Origin of the sequence: Marinomonas pollencensis (assembly GCF_003387375.1) — a bacterium.
GTDB classification, from domain to species: Bacteria; Pseudomonadota; Gammaproteobacteria; order Pseudomonadales; family Marinomonadaceae; genus Marinomonas; species Marinomonas pollencensis.
Window position 1 is genome coordinate 186,069 of the sequence record NZ_QUNG01000002.1, and the last position, 20,635, is coordinate 206,703.

17 protein-coding genes are annotated in these 20,635 nt (G+C 43.2%); 9 read left to right on the forward strand and 8 right to left on the reverse strand.

The genetic code is table 11. From position 1 onward, the window contains the following. Nucleotides 1–9 precede the first annotated feature (9 nt). A complete protein-coding gene (locus DFP81_RS03775; protein WP_115896429.1) occupies nucleotides 10–906 on the reverse strand; it encodes a LysR family transcriptional regulator in 897 nt (298 codons plus the stop codon). Between the two features lie 235 nt (nucleotides 907–1,141). On the opposite strand from DFP81_RS03775, the gene DFP81_RS03780 reads away from it, so the two are divergent. Continuing rightward, on the forward strand, nucleotides 1,142–2,488 hold the full coding sequence (locus DFP81_RS03780; RefSeq protein ID WP_115896430.1) for an MATE family efflux transporter: 1,347 nt from the start codon (nucleotides 1,142–1,144) through the stop codon (nucleotides 2,486–2,488). A 617-nt stretch (nucleotides 2,489–3,105) separates the two neighbouring features. On the opposite strand, the gene DFP81_RS03785 is transcribed toward DFP81_RS03780, so the two are convergent. After that, on the reverse strand, nucleotides 3,106–4,017 hold the full coding sequence (locus DFP81_RS03785; protein WP_115896431.1) for a 2OG-Fe(II) oxygenase: 912 nt from the start codon (nucleotides 4,015–4,017) through the stop codon (nucleotides 3,106–3,108). Nucleotides 4,018–4,220: 203 nt separating this feature from the next. Between DFP81_RS03785 and DFP81_RS03790 the strand changes: the two genes are divergently transcribed. The 3 genes from DFP81_RS03790 to DFP81_RS03800 all read left to right on the forward strand — a co-directional run bounded on the left by DFP81_RS03790 (nucleotide 4,221) and on the right by DFP81_RS03800 (nucleotide 8,157). Next, nucleotides 4,221–5,123 carry a LysR family transcriptional regulator gene (locus DFP81_RS03790; RefSeq protein ID WP_115896682.1) on the forward strand — a complete coding sequence of 301 codons (903 nt, stop codon included), beginning with the start codon at nucleotides 4,221–4,223 and terminating at the stop codon, nucleotides 5,121–5,123. Between the two features lie 123 nt (nucleotides 5,124–5,246). Further along, nucleotides 5,247–5,969 (forward strand): SDR family oxidoreductase, encoded by a 723-nt coding sequence (locus DFP81_RS03795; RefSeq protein WP_220342806.1) that lies wholly within the window; start codon nucleotides 5,247–5,249, stop codon nucleotides 5,967–5,969. 400 nt (nucleotides 5,970–6,369) lie between these two features. Beyond that, nucleotides 6,370–8,157: a SulP family inorganic anion transporter gene (locus DFP81_RS03800; protein ID WP_115896433.1), complete on the forward strand. Its 1,788-nt coding sequence runs from the start codon at nucleotides 6,370–6,372 to the stop codon at nucleotides 8,155–8,157. 145 nt (nucleotides 8,158–8,302) lie between these two features. Here DFP81_RS03800 and DFP81_RS03805 read toward each other — a convergent pair whose 3' ends face one another. After that, entirely contained in the window at nucleotides 8,303–9,448 is a 1,146-nt protein-coding gene (locus DFP81_RS03805; RefSeq protein ID WP_115896434.1) for a hypothetical protein, read from the reverse strand. A gap of 1 nt (nucleotide 9,449) precedes the next feature. Continuing rightward, nucleotides 9,450–10,691: a hypothetical protein gene (locus tag DFP81_RS03810; protein ID WP_115896435.1), complete on the reverse strand. Its 1,242-nt coding sequence runs from the start codon at nucleotides 10,689–10,691 to the stop codon at nucleotides 9,450–9,452. Nucleotides 10,692–10,869: 178 nt separating this feature from the next. Here DFP81_RS03810 and DFP81_RS03815 point away from each other — a divergent pair, with 178 nt between their 5' ends. After that, the gene (locus DFP81_RS03815; RefSeq protein ID WP_115896436.1) at nucleotides 10,870–11,481 is read left to right on the forward strand and encodes a TetR/AcrR family transcriptional regulator; all 612 of its coding nucleotides are present in this window, start codon (nucleotides 10,870–10,872) and stop codon (nucleotides 11,479–11,481) included. Between the two features lie 159 nt (nucleotides 11,482–11,640). Continuing rightward, nucleotides 11,641–12,471 (forward strand): DUF4437 domain-containing protein, encoded by an 831-nt coding sequence (locus DFP81_RS03820; protein ID WP_115896437.1) that lies wholly within the window; start codon nucleotides 11,641–11,643, stop codon nucleotides 12,469–12,471. A gap of 379 nt (nucleotides 12,472–12,850) precedes the next feature. Here DFP81_RS03820 and DFP81_RS03825 read toward each other — a convergent pair whose 3' ends face one another. Continuing rightward, the gene (locus tag DFP81_RS03825; RefSeq protein ID WP_181903036.1) at nucleotides 12,851–13,660 is read right to left on the reverse strand and encodes a substrate-binding periplasmic protein; all 810 of its coding nucleotides are present in this window, start codon (nucleotides 13,658–13,660) and stop codon (nucleotides 12,851–12,853) included. A 163-nt stretch (nucleotides 13,661–13,823) separates the two neighbouring features. Here DFP81_RS03825 and DFP81_RS03830 point away from each other — a divergent pair, with 163 nt between their 5' ends. Further along, a complete protein-coding gene (locus tag DFP81_RS03830) occupies nucleotides 13,824–16,748 on the forward strand; it encodes an HD domain-containing phosphohydrolase (protein WP_115896439.1) in 2,925 nt (974 codons plus the stop codon). Between the two features lie 204 nt (nucleotides 16,749–16,952). Here DFP81_RS03830 and DFP81_RS03835 read toward each other — a convergent pair whose 3' ends face one another. Beyond that, nucleotides 16,953–17,378: a MarR family winged helix-turn-helix transcriptional regulator gene (locus DFP81_RS03835; protein WP_115896440.1), complete on the reverse strand. Its 426-nt coding sequence runs from the start codon at nucleotides 17,376–17,378 to the stop codon at nucleotides 16,953–16,955. A 100-nt stretch (nucleotides 17,379–17,478) separates the two neighbouring features. Between DFP81_RS03835 and DFP81_RS03840 the strand changes: the two genes are divergently transcribed. Together DFP81_RS03840 and DFP81_RS03845 are read left to right on the forward strand one after the other, a co-directional pair. Next, complete coding sequence (locus DFP81_RS03840) at nucleotides 17,479–17,970, forward strand: DUF2798 domain-containing protein (RefSeq protein WP_220342808.1); 492 nt, start codon at nucleotides 17,479–17,481, stop codon at nucleotides 17,968–17,970. A gap of 129 nt (nucleotides 17,971–18,099) precedes the next feature. Beyond that, the gene (locus DFP81_RS03845; RefSeq protein ID WP_115896442.1) at nucleotides 18,100–18,954 is read left to right on the forward strand and encodes an SDR family oxidoreductase; all 855 of its coding nucleotides are present in this window, start codon (nucleotides 18,100–18,102) and stop codon (nucleotides 18,952–18,954) included. Between the two features lie 83 nt (nucleotides 18,955–19,037). On the opposite strand, the gene DFP81_RS03850 is transcribed toward DFP81_RS03845, so the two are convergent. Then, complete coding sequence (locus DFP81_RS03850; protein ID WP_115896443.1) at nucleotides 19,038–19,454, reverse strand: thermonuclease family protein; 417 nt, start codon at nucleotides 19,452–19,454, stop codon at nucleotides 19,038–19,040. Between the two features lie 164 nt (nucleotides 19,455–19,618). Beyond that, nucleotides 19,619–20,614: an ABC transporter substrate-binding protein gene (locus DFP81_RS03855; protein WP_220342810.1), complete on the reverse strand. Its 996-nt coding sequence runs from the start codon at nucleotides 20,612–20,614 to the stop codon at nucleotides 19,619–19,621. Between the last annotated feature and the right edge of the window lie 21 nt (nucleotides 20,615–20,635).

Consider the following 20,635-nt stretch of genomic DNA (forward strand, 5'->3'; position numbering starts at 1 on the left):
CTTATAAAGTTATGAGCGTTCCCAGTAAGGAGTGTCACCAAAGCGTTTAACAAAGTAATCAATAAAAGCCCGTACTTTTGGCGCGATCAGCCGCGAGCTAGGATAAACCGCCCAGATCGCCGAATTGTTAACCAGCTTGTAGTCTTTTAATACCTGTACCAGCTTGCCTTCTCGTAGTTCTTTATCGCAACACCAAATAGAGGAGATGGTAATACCTGCGCCATCCACACAGGCATCGCGTGTGGATTCGCCATTGTCTATTCGGATTGTACTATTTGGCTTAATTCGTTGAATGCCGTCATCACTTTCAAATTCCCAGTGCTCGATACCAATCAAGTTAATACAGCTATGTTGCTGAAGCTCTTGAGGGGTCTTAGGCTCGCCAAATTGCTTAATGTAGTCAGGAGATGCGCAAATAATACGTGTATCGGAAGCGAGCTTTCTAGCCACTAGGCTGGAATCATTGAGTGCTGCATTTCGAATCGCGATATCAAAGCCACCTTCAACCATGTCAACGATATTGTCGCTTTGTCTAAGGTCCACTTTTAAGTGAGGGTACTCGCTAACAAACCCCTTTAACGCAGGCACTATGTGCATTCGTCCAAAAGAAGAGGGCGCCGTGACGCGAATGGTACCACGGGGAGTAAAGCTGCCAGCACCAACCGATGCTTTGGCCCTATCGACAGCACTGAGTACTTCCTCTGCATGAGGCAAAAACTCACGACCTTCTTCTGTCAATGACACTTTTCGTGTCGTTCGATGAATAAGCTTGACCCCGAGTGATTCTTCCAACTTATTTAGGTGCATGCTGGCAACCGGTGGTGATAACCCCAATTCACTGCCTGCCAGACTGATATTCTGGGTTGAGGCAACGCGTACAAAAAGTTGTAGATGGTCATTATTCATTGTTTAGAAATTCTTAAAACTGAATGTACTGATTATTGTATTATCAAAAAAAAGCTTTGTAAATATACTCCCTATATCAGGAATCATGGGTATTAAAGAGCTACGACTAACACGGATTGTTAATTCTTCCTTCATTTTACTCGTCTCTCGTATGCCTTACTCATTGTGCTGTATAGCGAGAGAGTTGAGTTCTTATCCAGTTTTATAAATTATTGACTTCATAAAGGCCTAAATAATGGCATACGTAACTTCCTCACCATTTAAATCGCTCTATCGCCAAACCTTGCCTATGTTGGTCGGCTTATTTGCGATCATGGGAAGTCAGTTTATAGACAGTGTTTTTATTGCCCAATTAGGTCCTCAGCCCCTTGCTGCGCTTGGTTTTTCTGTGCCCATCTATCAACTCATTGTCGGTATTCAAGTAGGAGTCGGCATCGCCGCTACTGCCTGTATATCGATTGCTATTGGCGAAAGAAGAGATAGCTATGCCAAGTACTTGAGTGCGATCGTGCTAGGGCTTGGCGGTCTTGTGGTTAGTCTGCTGATTTTTTTACTTTGGTTTTATCAACAAGGGATTTTTTCTGCATTAGGGGCCAAGCAGAATGTTATTAGTTTATTGCCCAGCTTTTGGGCACCTTGGTTATTAAGCTGTTGGCTAGGTGCTTTTTTGTATTTTGGCTACAGTATTTGTCGGGCTTTTGGACAAACTCTCATTCCTGGAAAGGTCATGATACTGACGAGTGTCATTAACGTGGTACTCGATCCGGTGTTTATTTTTACTTTTAAGATGGGGCTTGCTGGGGCCGCTTGGGCGACCTGTATTGCGTTTTTTATTGGCTTGGTGGTCATTTTCAAATCCATTTTTAAGCAAGGCTATATGGCCTTACCGAAAAATTCTAGGGTAATAAGAGCTGGAACCAGCGCCATTGCAAAATTTACCGCGCCCGCGTTATTAAGCCAATTTATCCCGCCGATTTCAGCCTTCTTTGTGACCATTATTGTTGCTTCATATGGCATTTTGGCCGTTGGTGTATGGGGCATGGTGAGTCGAATAGAATATGTTTTGATCGTCTTGGTTTTGGCCGTCACCATGGCATTGCCTCCTATGATAGGAAAGCTTAAAGGCGAGCAGAGCTACACAGAGATTCTAAAACTGATCAAAACTGCCATTTTTAGCATTGTTGCCTTTCAATTGGCTTTGGCCATTTTAATGATGATATTTGTCAGTCCGATCACAAGCCTGCTAAGTGGCGAGGAAGAAGTTAAAAGTTTGCTAATGCAATACTTTTTTCTGATTCCAATCAGTTATGCGGGCCTTGGTGTTTGTATGATTAGCGTGTCTGCTTGTAATGCTATTGGGGTACCTAGTGCGGCATTGCATGCCTCTTTATTGCGGTTATTTGTTTGCTACTTACCACTGGTATGGCTGGGCTCAGAAATGTATGGGCTAATGGGGTTATTTATTGGCGCATCATTGGGGAATATCTTCTCAGGTGTGGTGGGCTGGAAAATGTTCATCGGCCAATACAATAAATTGACCGCCCCCGATGTTGCTTGCTTTACTTCAAATCAAACCAACTAGTGAGGCTCATTCTAGCCACTGTATATCATTATCGAACGCCACTCTTATATCCGTAAAAAAACACGGTAGAGGTATCGAAAACAGTCTAATCGTGACGTCGTAGTAAGTTTGCCTATCAAATTCATGGCCTCCACTGTTGTCGTGTTTCTCCTTTTACTCATTTCACTTCGCCAGCTAGCTACATTCAGCTATTACTTCCACATGAATAACCAGCCAAAGAAACTAACAGTCGTTTAAGTCGTGTCTAAACATGGGTGTCGTGTTAACTATTATCATGGGTGTCTTGTTAACTAATTTTGGCAGGTGGGCCAGTAACGGCGGGCTTTTAAGTGTGGGTGTCCTGTTAAGAGTTGCTTTTAGGGTGGGTGTCTTGTTAAGCAGACTTAGAAAGCAGGGTAACAACGGGCTTCTTAACATGGGTGTCTTGTTAAACTGTTGTTAAACTGTTGTTAACTGCGGGCTTTTAAAAGTGGGTGTCTTGTTAACTATTTTGCAGGTGGGCCAGTAACCACGGGCTTTTAAGAGTGGGTGTCCTGTTAAGGGTTACTATTAAGAGTTAGTAACGGCGGGCTTTTAAGTGTGGGTGTCTTGTTAAGAGTTGGTAGTGCGATGGCGCCTTAAAAAGGCGCCATGCTGTCTGGGGTTTGGTCGGGTGTTGTCCAGCGCTGGTGTGCGTCTGCTAATGTTTGTGGAACATGGAAAGAGGGTGTTTGACCATGTTTGCCATACAGCCAGAGTACAAAATTGGTGCGTTTGCCTGAGGTGATAGGGTGGGCTGCATGCGCCACATTACCACGGTGGATGACGGCAACGCCTGGTTCAAATACATAACGATTCATTTTACCTGACATGGAGTCATAAAAGTCCACTTCAGAGCCAGTAAACGTTTCCCCTGGTAGGTTAAGGTTTACATTTAATGTGACGCTTGATGCATCCGTATGAAGGCGCAATGAGGTATCTGTATTGGCTTGATACTGGATCGAGAAGCCAAATGTTTGTCCATCGTATCCCATGGTTTCAGGGAACAATAAACGGGCAATTGGTCGCATGTATTTGTCCAATAACTCTTGATACAAATTCTGAAAACTTGGCGCAGCGAGATAGCCTTCAGAGCGTGCATCCAGCATTGCGCCGCCACGATTTAAAGCAATGCCATACGGTGGACGCAATGGGATCTCTGCGTCTGCAACGGCATCAAGGTAATGGCGCAAGTCTGCTAGACGTTCAGGGTCAAACAATTGAAACTGGAAAACATCGGGTGCAATCTCATGCATTAAGTTAGCTACTTTTGTTTCTTGCAATGGGTCATTCCAAGACTCAGTCACTGCATCACGCAACGCGCTATCCAAAAGGGAATCATCGATCTTGGTAAGGCGTTCTTGTTCGCTCGTTTCCCATTGCGCCCAGGCTGCTTCTAGTAATGTTTTGTTGTTATTCCAAAACATTTGTACGGATGGTGCCCTTTGTAGCATGGCTTCACGAGAAGGAAGTTCCAAGCTTCGAGCAAGTTGTAATGAATTCATAGACATGGTGTAACGCTCCTCTAATTAAATATGGGTTACCGTCTTAATAGGGTTAATTTATTCCTTTTCTTATTCTTAATAAACGAGGCTGTTAGCAAAACAGTTTTAATTTTTGTAATATAATCGCAGTGTGTTTATGAATTCTTTTTAGTAATAATAAGAGAGCGTTATGAATGGTCTTAACAGGCCGTTATATTTTGGAGCCATGCATGATCAATGACATCAATCTAGCGGATATTCGATCCTTTGTACTGATAGCAAAACTCGGTACTTTCACGAAAGCCGCAGACGCTTTATCCGTGTCTCGCTCCCATGTATCACGACAAATTAGTGCTCTCGAGCAGCAAATGAAGGTGACTTTGTTTACCAGAACCACGCGGAGTTTAAGGCTAACCCAGGCTGGCGAGCGTTTTTTCTTACAATGCGAGAAAGCCATCAATGAAATTGATCAAGCCTTGATTGCAGCCGTTGATGATACGGATGAAGTGCGTGGTTTCATTCGAGTTAACTGTGTCGGAGGCTACCTAGGTGAAAATATAGTCAGTGATTATGTGGCTGAATTTATGTTGGCGTATCCTGATATAAAGGTGGATTTAGATTTCAGTAGTCATCGAATCGATTTAATTCAAGACGATTTCGATATTGCATTTCGGATGGGGAAGTTAGATGACGCAGGCTTTGTTGCCAAATCCCTTATGGACATAGAGATAGTTACCTTAGCCAGTCCGTGCTATTTAAAGCGTCAAGGTACGCCTTTGCATCCTACAGAACTTAAACAACATCGTTGCTTGATCGGCAGTGTTAAACGCTGGTCCTTTGAGTCGATTGAGTCTCCCCACGAGCACCTTGATATCGACATAGAAGGGCAACTGATAAGTAAGAACGGTCGAGCTTTAATGACTAACGCATTATTGGGCAATGGCATTATTCGAGTTCCGCGACTTTATTGCGATGAAGAGATAAAAGCCGGAAAGCTCATCGAGATATTGCCTAAATGGAAGGTGCCAAGCGTCTTGTTTTCAGCCATTTACCATAAAGACAAATATCAACCTAAACGCTTAAGAGTGTTTATTAAGTTTGTTAAGGAGCGCTTTCGCGCGGAATTCTTTTAATAGATTGTTGCAGTATAGAAACAGTGTTTCAACTTAATGGATATATATCAACAGTCTCACGTCTTTTACCATACCTCTATCGCAACACATTAGGTTGCTGTATTCACTTTAATGATAGAGGTCATGATGAAAAAATTAGTGGTAATCACAGGTGCAAGTTCTGGTATTGGCGAAGCTATTGCGAAGCGCTTGAGTGACGCAGGGCACCCGCTGTTATTGTTAGCACGTCGCCTTGAGCGTCTGGTGGCGCTTAATTTACCCAATACCCTATGTGAAAAAGTTGATGTCACTGACCAAGTCTCATTTGAGGCCGCCATTGCGAAAGCAGAAGACCAGTTTGGTCCTACTGACTGCATCGTCAACAATGCAGGTGTGATGCTATTAAGTGAGTTGGACGTGCAAGATCCAGCAGAATGGAAAACCATGTTCGATGTAAATGTCATTGGTTTGATGAATGGCATGCAAGCCGTCTTAGCACCAATGAAAGCCCGTAACACAGGGACTATTATTAACATCAGCTCTATTGCGGGCCGTAAAACCTTTCCTAGCCATGCGGCTTATTGCGGGACGAAATTTGCAGTGCATGCGATTTCAGAAAACGTTCGAGAAGAAGTGGCGAGCGCTAATGTTCGAGTAACGACAATTGCCCCAGGCGCAGTAGAAACAGAATTACTTTCCCATACCAGTTCAGATGAGATTATTAACGGTTACGAAGACTGGAAAGAAAGCATGGGTGGTGCATTAGCAGCGGATGATGTGGCCCGTTCAGTGGAATACGCTTACCAGCAGCCACAAGGCGTTTGTATCCGCGAAATCGTGATCTGTGCAACGCGCCAGCCAGCATAATAGCAATATCCTAATAATGTTTAGCGCTTCATGAGAAGCGCTAAACATTTTGCGTTCACTCGGGCGACTATATAGTTATTATTAAATTCTGATAAATATGGCTGTAAAGGCTTTATTATTAATAAAAAATATAAAGTGTTTTACCTATCCATTGGCTAATTTCCTTCGCAAAACCCCCTTAGAATACGCCGCGTAAAAGCACTGTCTCTCATTTTAAGCGGTTCTACCTTGTATTGTTTTTCTTTTGCTGCAATGGCTTAAGTAACCTAAAGCAATGCTATCCGCCGACTTATCTTTTAACACCTGTCATTCACAGGTCATTTATTCTTTATTTTTAAATCCGTACACCTAGACACGCATCTTGTGCCTATTGGTGTGGATTAGTTCATTGAGGAAATCTATGTTTGATTTAATTACTAGGCGGCGTGCCAATTTGAAAAATGATGTGCTCGCTGGCTTAACCGCAGTACTAACGCTGATTCCAGAAGCGGTAGCCTTTACCTTTGTGGCAGGCATTGACCCTATGATGGGGTTATATGGTTCGTTTTTTATTGGCTTTATCACGGCTGTTTTTGGTGGTCGACCAGGTATGATTTCTGGCGCGGCAGGCTCGATGGCGGTCGTGACCACGGCCTTTATCATTATGTTCGGTCTAGAATATTTGTTAGCCGCCGTGGTGTTAACCGGTATCCTGCAAGTGCTGTTTGGTGCTTTCAAAATGGGTAAGTTTATCCGTTTGTTGCCACACCCTGTGATGCTTGGCTTTGTTAACGGTTTGGCGATTGTGATCGGTATGGCTCAGTTCAGGCAGTTTAAAGAAAATACCCATGTCATCTACGATCAAACACATGACATGTTTACCTACGCAGGGGATTGGATGCAACTTACCAGTCCAGCTATGTTAACCATGATGGGATTAATCGCGTTAACCATGTCGATTGTTTACTTTTTGCCGCGTTTTACCAAAGCGATTCCAGCCCCTTTAGCGGCTATCGTGGTATGTACCTTATTGGTCACCTTCACTCCTTTGGACTCTAAGTTGGTTAGCCAAGTGGTGCTCGATCAGCGAGTATCTATGGTGGAGAAAGAGATCATTAATGAGCGTTTCGACGCGATTAAAGACCAGATTCCATACGGTGACTATGCTCAGCAAGCGCAAGCAACCGCGGCAGATCGCCCTACATTGGCTGAAATCAAGGCAAAATGGGCCGCAGATCAAGAGCGCATGGTAGCCAATGGCGAAAAAGAAAAAGTTGAGCCGCTAGATGGCAGCTTGAAAGGCACCTTGCCCAGCCTGCATTTTCCAGAGATTAGCTGGGATCTAACCAACTCAAAGGCTTTAGATGCGCTTGTAACGGTATTTTTGCTTGCTCTTATTTTGTCTTCTGTTGGTTTAATAGAAACCCTAATGACCTTGTCATTGATTGATGAAATCACGCAAACCCGTGGACAAGGTAATCGTGAATCCATCGCGCAAGGGTCGGGTAATATCTTAAGTGGGTTATTTGGCGGCATGTGTGGTTGCGCCATGATAGGCCAAAGTATGGTGTGTTTGAACTCTGGCGGGCGCGGTCGAGCATCCGGCGTGGCGACGGCTATTTTCATGCTAATGTTTATTTTGTTCTTCCCTGGGTTGATCGAAATGATTCCTGTCGCTTCATTAATCGGGGTGATGTTTATGGTCGTGATTGCGACATTTGAATGGTCGTCTTTGCGTTTATTTGGCCGAGTTCCTAAGTCTGAAATCTTTATTATAGTGGTTGTATCTGCTGTGACCGTATTGTTGGATCTTGCGGTTGCTGTCGGCATAGGTATGGTGATCTCCGCTTTGGTATACGCATGGAATTCCGCCAAAGAAATTCGTGTTACCAGTGAAGAAGAGGCAGATGCTAAGATCTATCACCTTAAAGGCAATCTGTTCTTTGGCTCTATTACGTCATTCAAAGAAGGTTTTGCACCTCATCAAGACCCAGTTAAGACCTATATTGATTTCAGTCACGCGCGTATTTGTGATCAGTCGGGTATTGAGGCTGTTCATGCTTTGGGTGAGCGTTACAAGGCCCTGAATAAAACCTTGTATTTGCGCCATTTGAGCCCAGAATCGGCTAAATTGTTGCAAAAAGCCGGTGATTTAGTGGAAGTAAATATTGTTGAAGGTCAGTATGCCCCAGTGGCACATTCTGCCTAATGGGCAAATACCGCGCTTCACAAATAGCGTGAACTAGAGCAAAACGTCAATACTGTCAAAGTAGCTAAGCGCTAAAGTCCTCACCCGTCTGGTTTTAATAGATGGGTGAGGGCTTATTTCATTAAGCTCTATGTGGCCTGACAATTTAATCAAGGGCAATGTGGCGTTCAACGGAATCAATTTTATGCATTTTATCACCCACTGGGTGGTCCATAACATCTTTGAAATTATTGCCAGCCACATCTTCAAGCTTCGCATTGACGGACAAAACGATGTGTTTGTTTCGCCACTGTTTTTTAGGCGTAAACTGCCATATTTGGTGCTCTTCATCGTTGCTGATTTTGCCTGAAATCTCATTGCCATCAGAGCTAAATAAAGAAATTTCAGATTGCAACAATTGATAATCAAACAGACGATCAAACTGAATACGAAGTGGCTGTAATGAGCCTATTTTGGGAGGCGTAATTTTCCACTTATTGACGTCTGGTAGTGTCCTTAACGCATTGTTTATCTGATATGAATGGGAAAAACCAGCCAATGTCTGGTTGCCATTCGCCGTCGGCCATCCCGCTTTTACGATGATTTTATACGCTTTCCCTGCCTCTAAAGCAGGACCCAATTCTAGGTTGGTTTCGACGCCACGCTTGATCCTACCTGGGTCCATTAATAGGGTTAATCGCTTTCTATCTGCACTCCAAAGTTCTTGTTTAAACTTCATAAAAGCGGCGTTGTCTTCGACGCCTTCAGCATTCACCAGTTTAATGTAGTTAAAAGCGACATTTGGTTTCATCGGCTGGGTGAAGTATAGATAAAAGCGTAAGGTGTTTTCAGGAATAAGAGCTGAATTGGGCTGTATCTTCATGACTTTTACGGCTTTGGGTGTCGCCGCTGTCAGCATAAATTCATTTAAATGGGTTTTTAGCTTTTGTGCAGGCGTTATTTCTTTTGTCTTTACGACGTAAGATTGGCCTTTAACAAATTCAAAGTAAGGCTTGAAGTAAGCGCGCGTCTCATCATGGTAATAGTGCCCTGCAATTGGGGTTAATTGCTCGCAACATTGGTTTTTTATACCAACAAATACGCTCAAATAATCCGCAAGATTACCTGTTATTGCATCATCTGGTAGCGCATTTAGGGCAATAGAAATAGGCTGACCTTCCGCTGAAGGTAGGGACACCGTGCCTGCTTGCGCGTGAGCAAAAGAGGAATAGACATATAATATTACGATGAAAAGCATAGTTGACATGGCGTTTGCCATGCCCACTATGCTAGATGGTCTAGCGTAGATCATTTTATTTAGCCTGTTCTTTATGCTCTTGTTGATACTGAGGGAAATCGTACTCGGCTACCAAGTTATGTACGCGATTGGGGAAGAAAGTTAAATTCGAATCCAAGTTTAAGCCACCAGTTTGAGTGTCACGTGTAATGGAAACAAAGTACTTATCACTTAACAGATCCATGTGCATGGATACGCCTTCAAACATGACCATTTCACCAACTGGTCCGTAAGGTAAAACAGGGCCTAAGTCCAGTTTAGGACCGCGAGTAAAGTCTTTGTCTGTGACGGTGCGAGCATTGTTTAAGCCATCGACAGGGATTACTTGAGGGGAGCGGCTGTTGTTTGTGACAAACAACATTTTTTTCCCTTGTAAAGTGTATGGAATCATATCAATAGGCTGACCGTTGCCCATGTCACCAATCGTGTGCGCCGCGATTTTTGCTCCATCTTTAATGTCTGTCAAAGGAATTAACACGATCGGACTACAGGTATAGGCTGCGACCATTTGGTCAACACCATCTACTTTTTGAATAGACATAGAGCGAATCGGTGCGCGAGTTTCATATTGATCGTGGGCGATATGATACATTTCGACGCTGGTTGTATTTTGTGAGCCAGTGAATGGATAAGGCATTTTGCGCAGTGTTGACAAGAAGTTGTCATAAGCCACACCAGAAACATACAGCTGATGGTCGTGATACAAGATGTCCATAATAGCCAGCGAACTTAGTTTTACATCACCCTTGGCAATGTCTTTAGCAGTTGGGGGCATTCCCATTAGGCCGCGTACTTTAAAAGTGGTTGTTTGATCAGGATAGTTGGCAAGCTTTTGCTCTGAAAATTTCAGCTGGTTAAGGTCAACTAATTGAATGCTATCGTCTTGCGCTACCTTGATAATGGCAGGTTTAGAAATCTGGTTGCCAATTCGAGACACAGAAATATACACATCATGTGTCACAGGATGAACAGCCATGTCGTTTATTTCAATGGCGTTCTTTCCAACACCTAACAAGTTAGCAATGCGTACGTCGATATCATCTATTTTGATAGGGTGGACGTCTTTTACTGCAGTTTTATTCTCAAGGTCAAAGGCATAAATCGCGCCGTTGATATTGTCGCCGACAAAGAGAGTACCCTGATCTGAAAACTCAAGAGCCCCAGCAAATTTTAAGTCCATGGCTTTGCCTATGCTCGCCGAGCTACCCACAGCGCCTAACAATGCAAGTGTCAGTGGGAGTGTTTTTCGAAAATTCATAATGAGACCTTTTTCAACGAATGAGGGAGTAAGTCAACGAGGGGGTGGGCTATATTTTTAGGCCGTTTTTTTGCTCGTTAAACATGTTAAACTATTCTGGACCGATCAGTTCAGAATTGACATTCTGTATTGTGAGTTTCAAAATGTCAATGTTAGAAAAGTTGTATTCGAGGAAACAATGAGCGTAGGAAGAAATCGAGGCTTTGACCTAAGTCGCGCAGTCGAAGCTGCAATGTTTACATTTTGGCGCCAAGGTTTTCATGGGACCTCGCTTAGTGATTTGACTAAGTCAATGGGGATCAACAAATCTAGCCTCTATGGCTCATTTAAAAGCAAAGAATCGTTATTTATAGAAGCGGTGAATCACTATGCCTTTATTTATGGACAGCCAAATAGGGAAAGCTTATTAAACGCGAAGGCCAGTAATACTGCAGGCAAGCTACAGCCATATTTATTAAATATTGTCGACCGAATTACAAATAGTCGCTATCCAGGTGGCTGTTTTATCGCCAACAGTACCTGTGAAGTGAATGACAGAAGCTTGCCGAAAGAGGCTGTTGTCGCTGTAGAGGTATTGAATCAAACCAGCATTAAGATGCTTACGAACTTTTTTAATACTGAAATACACAATGGCAACCTAGATAATACAAGGTCTGCTGAATCATACGCGAACTATGTGCAAAGCTTGCAATTTGGTCTAGCGGTGATGGCAAAAAATCATCACAGTGCTGAATCGCTACAGCAGGTGATTGAATTAGGTTTAGCTGTGTTTCGTAAAGAGGGCCTGTGAAAGGGCTTTGAGCGAAGTGCCGCTAGTGTTTCAAAAAGTTCCCCTGTTATTGTCAAAAAACGCTTAACAATCTCTTTAGTGTTTGGCCCTTTTTCCATTTTCTAAACAGATTAATATGGGCCCATCTTACAGTTCTTAATCGATAGAGGGTCACACTTCATGAAACTAGCTAAAGCTACACTTGCCGTCGCTTTGATGGGTATTTTTTCAAACGTCTATGCTGCAGACACTGGGTCACAATCTCAAGTTGTTGAGGCAAATAATTTGAATTGGGGATACTTGAACCCTCTACGTGGTGATCAAAGCCCAGGCGCGACTGACCTTTGGGGAGATCGTACCAAAGATATGGAAACTGGCATGTTGGTGAAATTCAATAAAGGTTTCACTTCACCACCGCACATTCATAACATTACTTACCGTGGGATAGTCATTAAAGGCTTGATGCATAACGATGATCCAAATGCAGAAGAGATGTGGATGCCAGCAGGGTCTTTTTGGACGCAGCCAGCCGGTGAAACACACGTAACCGCAGCAGACGGCCAAGATAACATGATCTATTTAGAGATCGACAGTGGTCCTTACCTAGTGCAACCTGCTGATGAGCATTTCGATAATGGTGAAAAGCCATTGAACCTAGCGGAATCAAACATTGTTTGGTTGGATAAATCTGACGTTAAATCCATTCATGGTGAAAACGCGCAAATCAGCTCATTATGGGGCAGCAATCAGATCGGTAAAATGGGCGGCTCTATGGTGAAATTGCCTGCTGGCTACAAAGGCTCAATTGATGTTAATGCTAAGGAATTTCGTGGCGTCGTGATCAAAGGTAATGTTAGCTACCATTCTGTTGAAACCAAGCAAGATAAAGCGTTGGCACCAGGAAGCTACTTCGGTTCAACGGGTGAATTTAAGCACGGTATTTCGGTATCAAAAGAGGGCGCGACTATTTACATTCGCACCAATGGTAAATTTGAAGTGAATTCTAAATAATCTTCGTTAAGTGGATTATTGACTTTTCGGCATAGGGCGCCATTTGTAGTGAGTCAGACTAGATCCAGCAAGTCTCGATCTAGTCTGTTCTTCGTGCGCCCTAGGCTTTATTTTCGTTACTGCTTGTTTGTGGCAAATACAGAGAAATAGCCATCACACTTTCTTGATTATCAGCAAAACTTCCATAGCCTGTATACTTCCACTAGCGAACTGCTAGCTTGATGCTCGACAATAACGCTTTCTCTCCCGCATTTTTTGCTCATTTAGAGCGGCTTAACTATTCTTTTATTCCTACAAAAACCGTCTTATATTTCTGTGATAGATAACAAGCCGATGAGCGCCAATTGCCTTAATACTTAAGGTGAAACAAGCCGATGGCTTATAGTGGCGCAGCATTTCCTAGCATTACATGAGCTTCATCAGAAGATACGTATTGTTCCATGATGGCTTTTAGTCTGCCGTCTAAGCGAAGCATTTCAATAACACGCAACCAGTTTGCCGCTTGCGGGCTTGAAAACTGGTGTTTTCCAAGCATCAATGAAACCTGAATGGCTGGCGCTGGTGAAATATCGGCAATCCTTAATGGTAATGGGGCCTCGCCTTCAGCTAAGAAAGCGCGATAAAGTTGCGGCATACTAAGCACGGCATCGACTTCTTTGTTTAGTAGACCTTTAACTGACTCCCCATAATCTGAATAGCTTTTCACCATACCTAGGGAAGACATTTCAGATAAATGATAATTAAAATAGGAACCATAGCCACTGCCAGCCGCACGTCCGATGCGGATGTTTTGAAAACTTTTTAATTGCTCTATATGGGTGATGGCGGGAAGCTTGGTGGCATTAGTTAATAGTACGAACCTGACTTCAAAATAGGGGATAAACCAAGCATAAGCTTCACGCGACGGCTCTCGAGTGACACTCGGCACAAGATCAATTTTTCCTTGTTTTACGAGTTCAAAAGCGTCCGCGCGAGCAATAGGGATCAGCTGAAATTGGCAGTGGGTAATAGCGCTAAGTAGGTGCAGTAAATCTGGGTCTATTCCCACCCCATTGTGGTACATAACACCGGCATTGGTGATGCCCACACGAATGCTTTTGCCCTCACATCCGAATGGGGTTGCGTTCACTGCAGACGCAATCGAAAAAAATCCCCACAAAAACATAAAAGTCAGAATCTTTGACTTCATGGCGCCTCCAAAATCCATATCACACATTATGGTTTTGCATATTTTTAACAAAATGTCAGAAACATTTGATTAATTTGTGCATTTAAAGCAAAAAGATGACTTAATACATAAGGTTTATGATCGTACGTTTCTCGAGCTCGAAAATCAAAGGAATTGCTTTCTCATGCCATACCGTAAACCAAAGAAGTTTCTCGTATCGGTGCAAACATTATTAATTGCTGCGAGTATTACTCTGGGGGTTGCGATTGCCAGTACGGTTTCGGTGCTGGGTTATAACGGGATGAATCACGCCCTGACCGCAGCGCTAGAAGAACAATTTGGCACCATTGGGGTAATGGTTCGTGAGCGTATTCGTCGCTTAACCGAGCCAGTTCAATCTCAACTCAGCATATTAACCCACGATCAAATAACCACAGCGACAGATTTAAGTACTCGATTGTCTAGATTGCCTGTTTTATCGGAAGCCCTTAAAAGCAATGCGACCATTCGAAATATCTATGTAGGCTATGCAAATGGAGAATTCTTTCTTGTCAGGAAAATAGACAATGAGAAGGTTCGCTCCTTATTTAACTTAGATCGCAGCACTGCGTATCTTGTTCAAACGATTACATTGGATGTGAAGGGTAATAAGGTAGGTGAATATCGATTGTATGATGCGAACCTTCGCCTGCAAGCCGTGCAATTAAAGCCAGAGTATATTTATGACCCGCGCGAACGACCTTGGTTTCAGTCTAGTGAAGGTAATGCAAACTCAGTAACGAGTGCGCCATACAGTTTTTTCACCACAGGGGAAATCGGTGTTACGATATCCCAGCGTTCTGTAAGTGCTTCATCGGTTATCGGTTTTGATGCAACCGTAGACCAGTTGGCATCGGAGGTGCAGAGCCTACGACTAACTCCTGATTCTGAAATAGCCATCACAGAAAGAGATGGCACTCTCATTGCCTACTCTGATTTATCTCAATTAATCCGGCAAGACTCGTCTGGCAATATTGTGCGCAACAATATTTCAAGTTTGTCGTCGCCGATTTTAAGTGTTGCGGCACAAGAAATTGGCTTATCTGGGCCGTATCGCCATGGCATGGTGGAATCGTCAGGGAGAGACTGGGTAGTATCCAGTAGATCGTTAGATTTTGGCGGCGATAAAGAAGTGCGCCTATTGCTCGCGGTGCCAGCAGACAATTTATTTGCTACGACCCGTAAGATTATTCAAGATCAGGGGATAGTGATTTTGATTATTGTCTGTTTGTTTATACCTTTCGGCATTCTGATTATTCGACAAATTACTAAACCGCTAAGTCAACTATCAAAAGATGTACAAAAGCTGGCTTCTTTTGATTTTGCTCATCCTATTGCTGTGACGTCACGAGTAAAAGAGGCATCGGAACTGGCTGATACAGTCGACCGATTAAGGCTCACCGTTGCGCGTTTTTTAGAGATAAATAAGACCATTGCAGGAGAAAAAGATTTCAATACGCTGCTCGTTAAGTTGTTGGATGAAATCATCGCCGCCACAGAAACCCAAGCTGGTGTGCTGTATTTATCCGACAGCGAAGGTGAGAGCTTGCTGTCATTTGCAGCTCGAACTGAAAATCAACAAGGCCCTGAGGTAAATGAACCTCCTGTGACATTGTCTGTAGCCGACCCTTTAATTCGCCGCGCAGTCACAGAGAAAACAACGGAAAACATGAAGGTCTCAAGCGAAGCGCTTGAGCGTATCGGCCTAGGAAAACTAGTGGCTGTTTTGGATGTAGTGCCTTCGTACTTATTAGTAACGCCTCTGTTTAACAGAACAAATGAGCTTGTTGGTGTCATTCTGCTGTTTGAACAAGAAGCGATTGACCCTGCGTTAATGCGCTTTACTGAAGCATTGTCAGGTTCGGCAGCCATTTCTGTCGAGGCGCGGCGGCTTATTGCGGCTCAACGAGAGCTTTTTGAAAGCTTTATACAGCTAATAGCTGGTGCTATTGATGCGAAAAGTCCCTATACGGGAGGGCATTGTGCACGGGTTCCTGAATTAACCAAATTATTGGCAAAAGCGGCCAATGACAGCAACAAGGAACCCTTTGCAGATTTTTGTTTATCGCAAGATAACTGGGAAGCGATTCATGTGGCCGCATGGCTGCATGACTGCGGCAAGATAACCACTCCTGAATTTGTGATCGATAAAGCAACGAAACTGGAAACCATTTATGATCGCATACATGAAATTCGTATGCGTGTAGAAGTGATTAAGCGTGAAACTGAAATCCGCTTGTTACGTAACGCCCTTGAAGAGCAAGGGGCTAGTATTGATGAAGCTGCATTGTCTGAAGCATTGACACAATTGGATGATGACTTTGCATTTGTCGCCAAACTCAATCAAGGTGGGGAGTATTTGGATGACAGTAAGCAAGAACGGATGGATTGCATAGCGCAAAAAACCTGGACGCGAACCATCGACGATCGTATTGGCATTTCCCATGAAGAACTAGAAAGGAAAAATAGAACAGCAGCCCCTAAATTGCCGATCAAAGAGCCATTGCTTGCTGATCGACCTGAACACCTTTTTGAGCGTCCGGAGTCAGAGAAATTGCCCGAAGGTAATCCTTGGGGATTTAAAATGGAAGTGCCAGAGCTGCTGTATAATCGAGGTGAACTGCATAACTTGTCGATACAGCGCGGAACACTTACCCCTGAAGATCGCTACAAAATAAATGAACACATTGTTCAAACGATAAAAATGCTTGATAAACTACCATTTCCAAATCATCTAAAGCAGGTTCCTGAGTTGGCTGGTGGTCATCATGAGAAAATGGATGGAACAGGGTATCCAAAAAGGTTGCGCCGTGATGAGATGTCACCTGTTTCTCGAATGATGGCCGTAGCCGACATATTTGAAGCGCTGACAGCGGTAGACAGACCTTATAAAAAAGGAAAGAAGCTCTCGGAAGCGATTAAAATCATGTCGTTCATGGTCGCTAATCAACATATTGACCCAGACATCTTCCGCTTGTTTTTAGAGTCTAAGGTTTACCTTGAATATGCTCATGAGTACATGAACCCTGATCAAATTGACGAGGTACAGATTTCTGAGTATCTATCATGACAATCTCAAACGGCATAATCGCTGAGGCATTGATAAGCCTAAGTTGGCGGTTTGCATCCGCTAATAGGTATGACTGTCTTGACTATAGGATGAGTTCTTTATAAATATTCAGTTTCTTTTGCTGTGTTGATAGAGCATGAGGCATGACCTTTGGTGTGATGTGTTTTCACTCTATCAGTTAGATAAACGCTGACGGAGGCGTTATTATTCCATTAGATTGCCGGTAAGCAGTCGGGTCATTTGTTGAAATTCTGCTAATTTTTCCTCTGAAATATCTTTCGACATCTTGTTAAAGATATTTTTCTCCACCTCTTTTACTTGTTTTAGTAGGCATTCCCCTTGCTCCGTAAGAAGTAGACATTGGCTACGTTTGTCCTTTTCATTGGCGGCTTTTAGAATTAAATTTTCACTAATGAGCGCGCTCAGTAAGCGAGTAATTTGGGCTTTATCTCGATTTAAAAATTTTGCCACATCACTGGCGGTGCAGGGTGTTTGTTCGGCAATTATAGTGATGGCTCGAACGTGCATTGGTGTCACTGTGAGATTTAAAGCTTCTATCTGTTTATGCATTTGTTGCTTCAGGGCATGTACTAGGTGAAACAGAGTTTCTAGTGAGTTGTGGTTTGACAACTTGATATTCCTTTGTGATTTTAGTTGACTTTATCAATCAATATATATTATGGTTGATATTATCAATCAAATATCAATTACAATCAAGTTGGATCAAAAAGTGAATACACAAACCGCCTCTTTAGCGACTGAAGCAGACAAAAAGAAAACGCCTTTATGGCATAAGATCACTGTGGTGTTAGGCATTATGTTTGTCATCGGTGGCTCCTTAACGGGAATAATGACCTATATGAATTTAGGTTACACGGATGGATTTTTTTACAGTTGGATGAGCTCATTTTTGACCGCGCTTGTTACAGTAATGCCAGCAGGCTTTATTTTGATGGCACTCGTTACTAAGTTGGTTGAGAAATTATTTCCAACAATGGGAGAACAAAAACGAAATCTTATTGTTGGTATTGGTATGGCGTCTGTTATGGAGTCTTTCATGGCATTTAGTACTGCTATGAACAATATCGGGCTGAGTAATTTTGATGTGTTTTACAGTGCTTGGTTGCATGCTCTGATTGCCGCTTTACCCGTTTCATTGCTAATATCAACCATTATGTCAATGACGGTTAAACCTAAAATGGAGCGTTTTTTACGCAGTTAATAATGGCTTGTAAGAAATTTGCTACATAATAGGAATAGACTGTGGTGTCGAGCTTTTAGGCTAGCATGTAGAAAATTATTTATGCTTGGTTAAATCACTTTATAAAAACTTAATGACAGAGGAAAGATAATGAAAATTGCAATTACAGCAGCGAGTGGACAGTTAGGCAGTGCCATCACTGGTGCGATAGCATCTCTGACATCAAAAGACGATGTCATTGCCTTGGCTAGAACACCTAAAAAAGCAGAGCATTTAGGTGTTGAGGTGAGACCAGGTGATTATAATGACCCAATACAACTTGAGGCATCTTTGCAAAACGTTGATGTGCTGCTGTTAGTATCGGGTATGGATGCTCCTGAGAAACGAGTTGATCAACATAGAAATGTGATTAATGCGGCGAAGCTGGCGGGCGTTAAAAAAATTGTCTACACCAGCGTACAAGGGGCGGAAGAAAATACGGCATTTTCTCCGGTTATTCAGAGCAATCGTCAAACAGAGCAAGATGTACGAGATAGTGGCCTAGATTGGGTTATTGGTCGCAATGGTATTTATATCGAACCGGATATTGAATACATTGAAAGCTATAAAAAAGCAGGAAGCATCTTTAACTGCGCTGGCGATGGAAAGTGTGGCTACACAACTCGTGAAGAACTAGCGTATGCCTACGCGAAAATGTTGGTAGAAGATAAGCACAACGGACACACTTACAACCTTAATGGTGAGTCAATTACTCAAGCGCAATTAACTGAGTACATGAACCAGGCGTTTGATGCGAATTTGGTTTATCAAACCATGTCGGTTGAAGAGTACAAGCAAAATAGAGTTGCAGAGCTTGGTGACTTTATTGGTACTGTGATCGCAGGGATTTATCAGGGTATTCTTGAAGGAAAATCGGATAACCCAAGTGACTATGCCGCTGCGGCGGGTCGTGAACACATTAGTTGGGATGACTATTTTGCACAACTAAAGGCACAAAATAGCTAATTAAACAGAATCTAATTAGCCTTATTAGGCCAGCACTGACACTCCACAAGGGTTACAGTGCTGGCCATAAGCGTGAATCTAGCTTATAAAGAACACCATCCATCTCTATGGCCGCCGTCATAGGGGCGAGCATAGCCAGATCGAATAAGCTCTTCGGATAAAGACTTGCCATCTACATAAACATCAGCGATTACACGAAAATATTTGCCTCGCTTCATGCCTCTCAGCTCTATCAAATGACCTTTTTTTAAAAATGCTCTAGTAAAATCTCTAGCGGCTTTAGCTTGTTGTTTTTCACTGGCGCATTTTCCTCGGATTTCAGCGGCATCCACGCCATTTACTCGTATCGACATATTTTTACCGATAATTTGTGGCCAGCTGTCTATATCGACTCGAAATGTGTCTGCGTCATACACAGATATAATGCGATCTACTACGATCGATTGGGCATACACGAATGGTGTACAAAGCAGCCCAAATAAGATCAAAACGCGGGTCATCTCTTGTTACCTCAAAGAGTATTAGCACGTCCTGTGCTGAGCTTATTTTCGGGTTAACACCTTAATATCTCGGGTATTTTAACGTATTTGATGGGGTTGTGATAATAAAAAGCCTGAGTGGCTTTGTCGGCGACTCAGGCTTTATTAATTTGTTTTGTTACGGGTTATAGCGCGCTTTCTACTTTTTTCGCTACATCAGTAGATACCCATGATTGCCAGATGTCTGGGTAGGTTTCTAAAAAGTAGTACATGGCGGTTTCTTCATCTGCTTGATTGTCTTCCATCCAAGCTAATAACTTGCTCATTTGAGGGTTGGTAAAGCCACGTTTCTCAAAATACCCATAAGCCTCTGGCTCATTTTGAGCGAAGGATTCTGTGGTGATAGTGTGCACTGGAGAAGGGGGGTACATAGTCACTTTTGGTGATTGGCAATTGGGTTGTGTGGTACAGTTTCGGTACTCATCCACATCGGTACCGCTGCCAAAGTCCACTTTTACCATCTCGTATTTTCCCAGTACCGGCGTTGGCGACCAGTAATAGCCAAACCAAGGTTGTTTGCGTTCATACGCTCTGGAAATACTACCGGCGAGACCTGCACCAGAACCTGGGTCGATTATTTCGAAACCGTCATCAGCCAGCTTTAAAGCATTAAATAAATGCTCGGCTGTGATTTGGCACGTCCAGCCTGCTGGGCAGCTATAGAATGCGTGCTTAGTATTGCTCTCCGGATGCTTGAACAGATCTGCGTGCTTAATCACCCCTTCGATAGTGGCCATCTCTGGGTATTCTTTTACCAAATAAGCAGGAACCCAAAAGCCCTCTTCACCGCCATTAACCAATGCATTTCCAGCATAGCGTAAGCGTTTGTCGGCTACCCCTTTGTCTAACGCTTCTTTGACACTGTTAGTCCAAAGCTCAGGCGCCACATCAGGTTGACCTTTTTCAATCATTGAAATGCCGGTAGGTACGCTGTCGCCAGGAATGAGCTCGGCATCACATTGATAACCATTATTTAAAATAAATTGATCGACATGAGCAATCAAGCTGGCGGAATTCCAGTTCATATCCGCGATAGTGAATGAGCCACAAGCCGCAGCACTTGCTTGAGCGGAAAAAGCGGATACCAGCATAGCTGGCACGAGAGGAGTCAGAATCTTCATAAGGCTGGATTCCTTAATGGT

What these genes read in the sequence shown, in the direction of transcription:
- DFP81_RS03775 (WP_115896429.1), bottom strand. Translation starts at nt 906, where the DNA reads ATGAATAATGACCATCTACAACTTTTTGTACGCGTTGCCTCAACCCAG.
- DFP81_RS03780 (WP_115896430.1), top strand. Translation starts at nt 1,142, where the DNA reads ATGGCATACGTAACTTCCTCACCATTTAAATCGCTCTATCGCCAAACC.
- DFP81_RS03785 (WP_115896431.1), bottom strand. Translation starts at nt 4,017, where the DNA reads ATGTCTATGAATTCATTACAACTTGCTCGAAGCTTGGAACTTCCTTCT.
- DFP81_RS03790 (WP_115896682.1), top strand. Translation starts at nt 4,221, where the DNA reads ATGATCAATGACATCAATCTAGCGGATATTCGATCCTTTGTACTGATA.
- DFP81_RS03795 (WP_220342806.1), top strand. Translation starts at nt 5,247, where the DNA reads ATGATGAAAAAATTAGTGGTAATCACAGGTGCAAGTTCTGGTATTGGC.
- DFP81_RS03800 (WP_115896433.1), top strand. Translation starts at nt 6,370, where the DNA reads ATGTTTGATTTAATTACTAGGCGGCGTGCCAATTTGAAAAATGATGTG.
- DFP81_RS03805 (WP_115896434.1), bottom strand. Translation starts at nt 9,448, where the DNA reads ATGATCTACGCTAGACCATCTAGCATAGTGGGCATGGCAAACGCCATG.
- DFP81_RS03810 (WP_115896435.1), bottom strand. Translation starts at nt 10,691, where the DNA reads ATGAATTTTCGAAAAACACTCCCACTGACACTTGCATTGTTAGGCGCT.
- DFP81_RS03815 (WP_115896436.1), top strand. Translation starts at nt 10,870, where the DNA reads ATGAGCGTAGGAAGAAATCGAGGCTTTGACCTAAGTCGCGCAGTCGAA.
- DFP81_RS03820 (WP_115896437.1), top strand. Translation starts at nt 11,641, where the DNA reads ATGAAACTAGCTAAAGCTACACTTGCCGTCGCTTTGATGGGTATTTTT.
- DFP81_RS03825 (WP_181903036.1), bottom strand. Translation starts at nt 13,660, where the DNA reads ATGAAGTCAAAGATTCTGACTTTTATGTTTTTGTGGGGATTTTTTTCG.
- DFP81_RS03830 (WP_115896439.1), top strand. Translation starts at nt 13,824, where the DNA reads ATGCCATACCGTAAACCAAAGAAGTTTCTCGTATCGGTGCAAACATTA.
- DFP81_RS03845 (WP_115896442.1), top strand. Translation starts at nt 18,100, where the DNA reads ATGAAAATTGCAATTACAGCAGCGAGTGGACAGTTAGGCAGTGCCATC.
- DFP81_RS03850 (WP_115896443.1), bottom strand. Translation starts at nt 19,454, where the DNA reads ATGACCCGCGTTTTGATCTTATTTGGGCTGCTTTGTACACCATTCGTG.
- DFP81_RS03855 (WP_220342810.1), bottom strand. Translation starts at nt 20,614, where the DNA reads ATGAAGATTCTGACTCCTCTCGTGCCAGCTATGCTGGTATCCGCTTTT.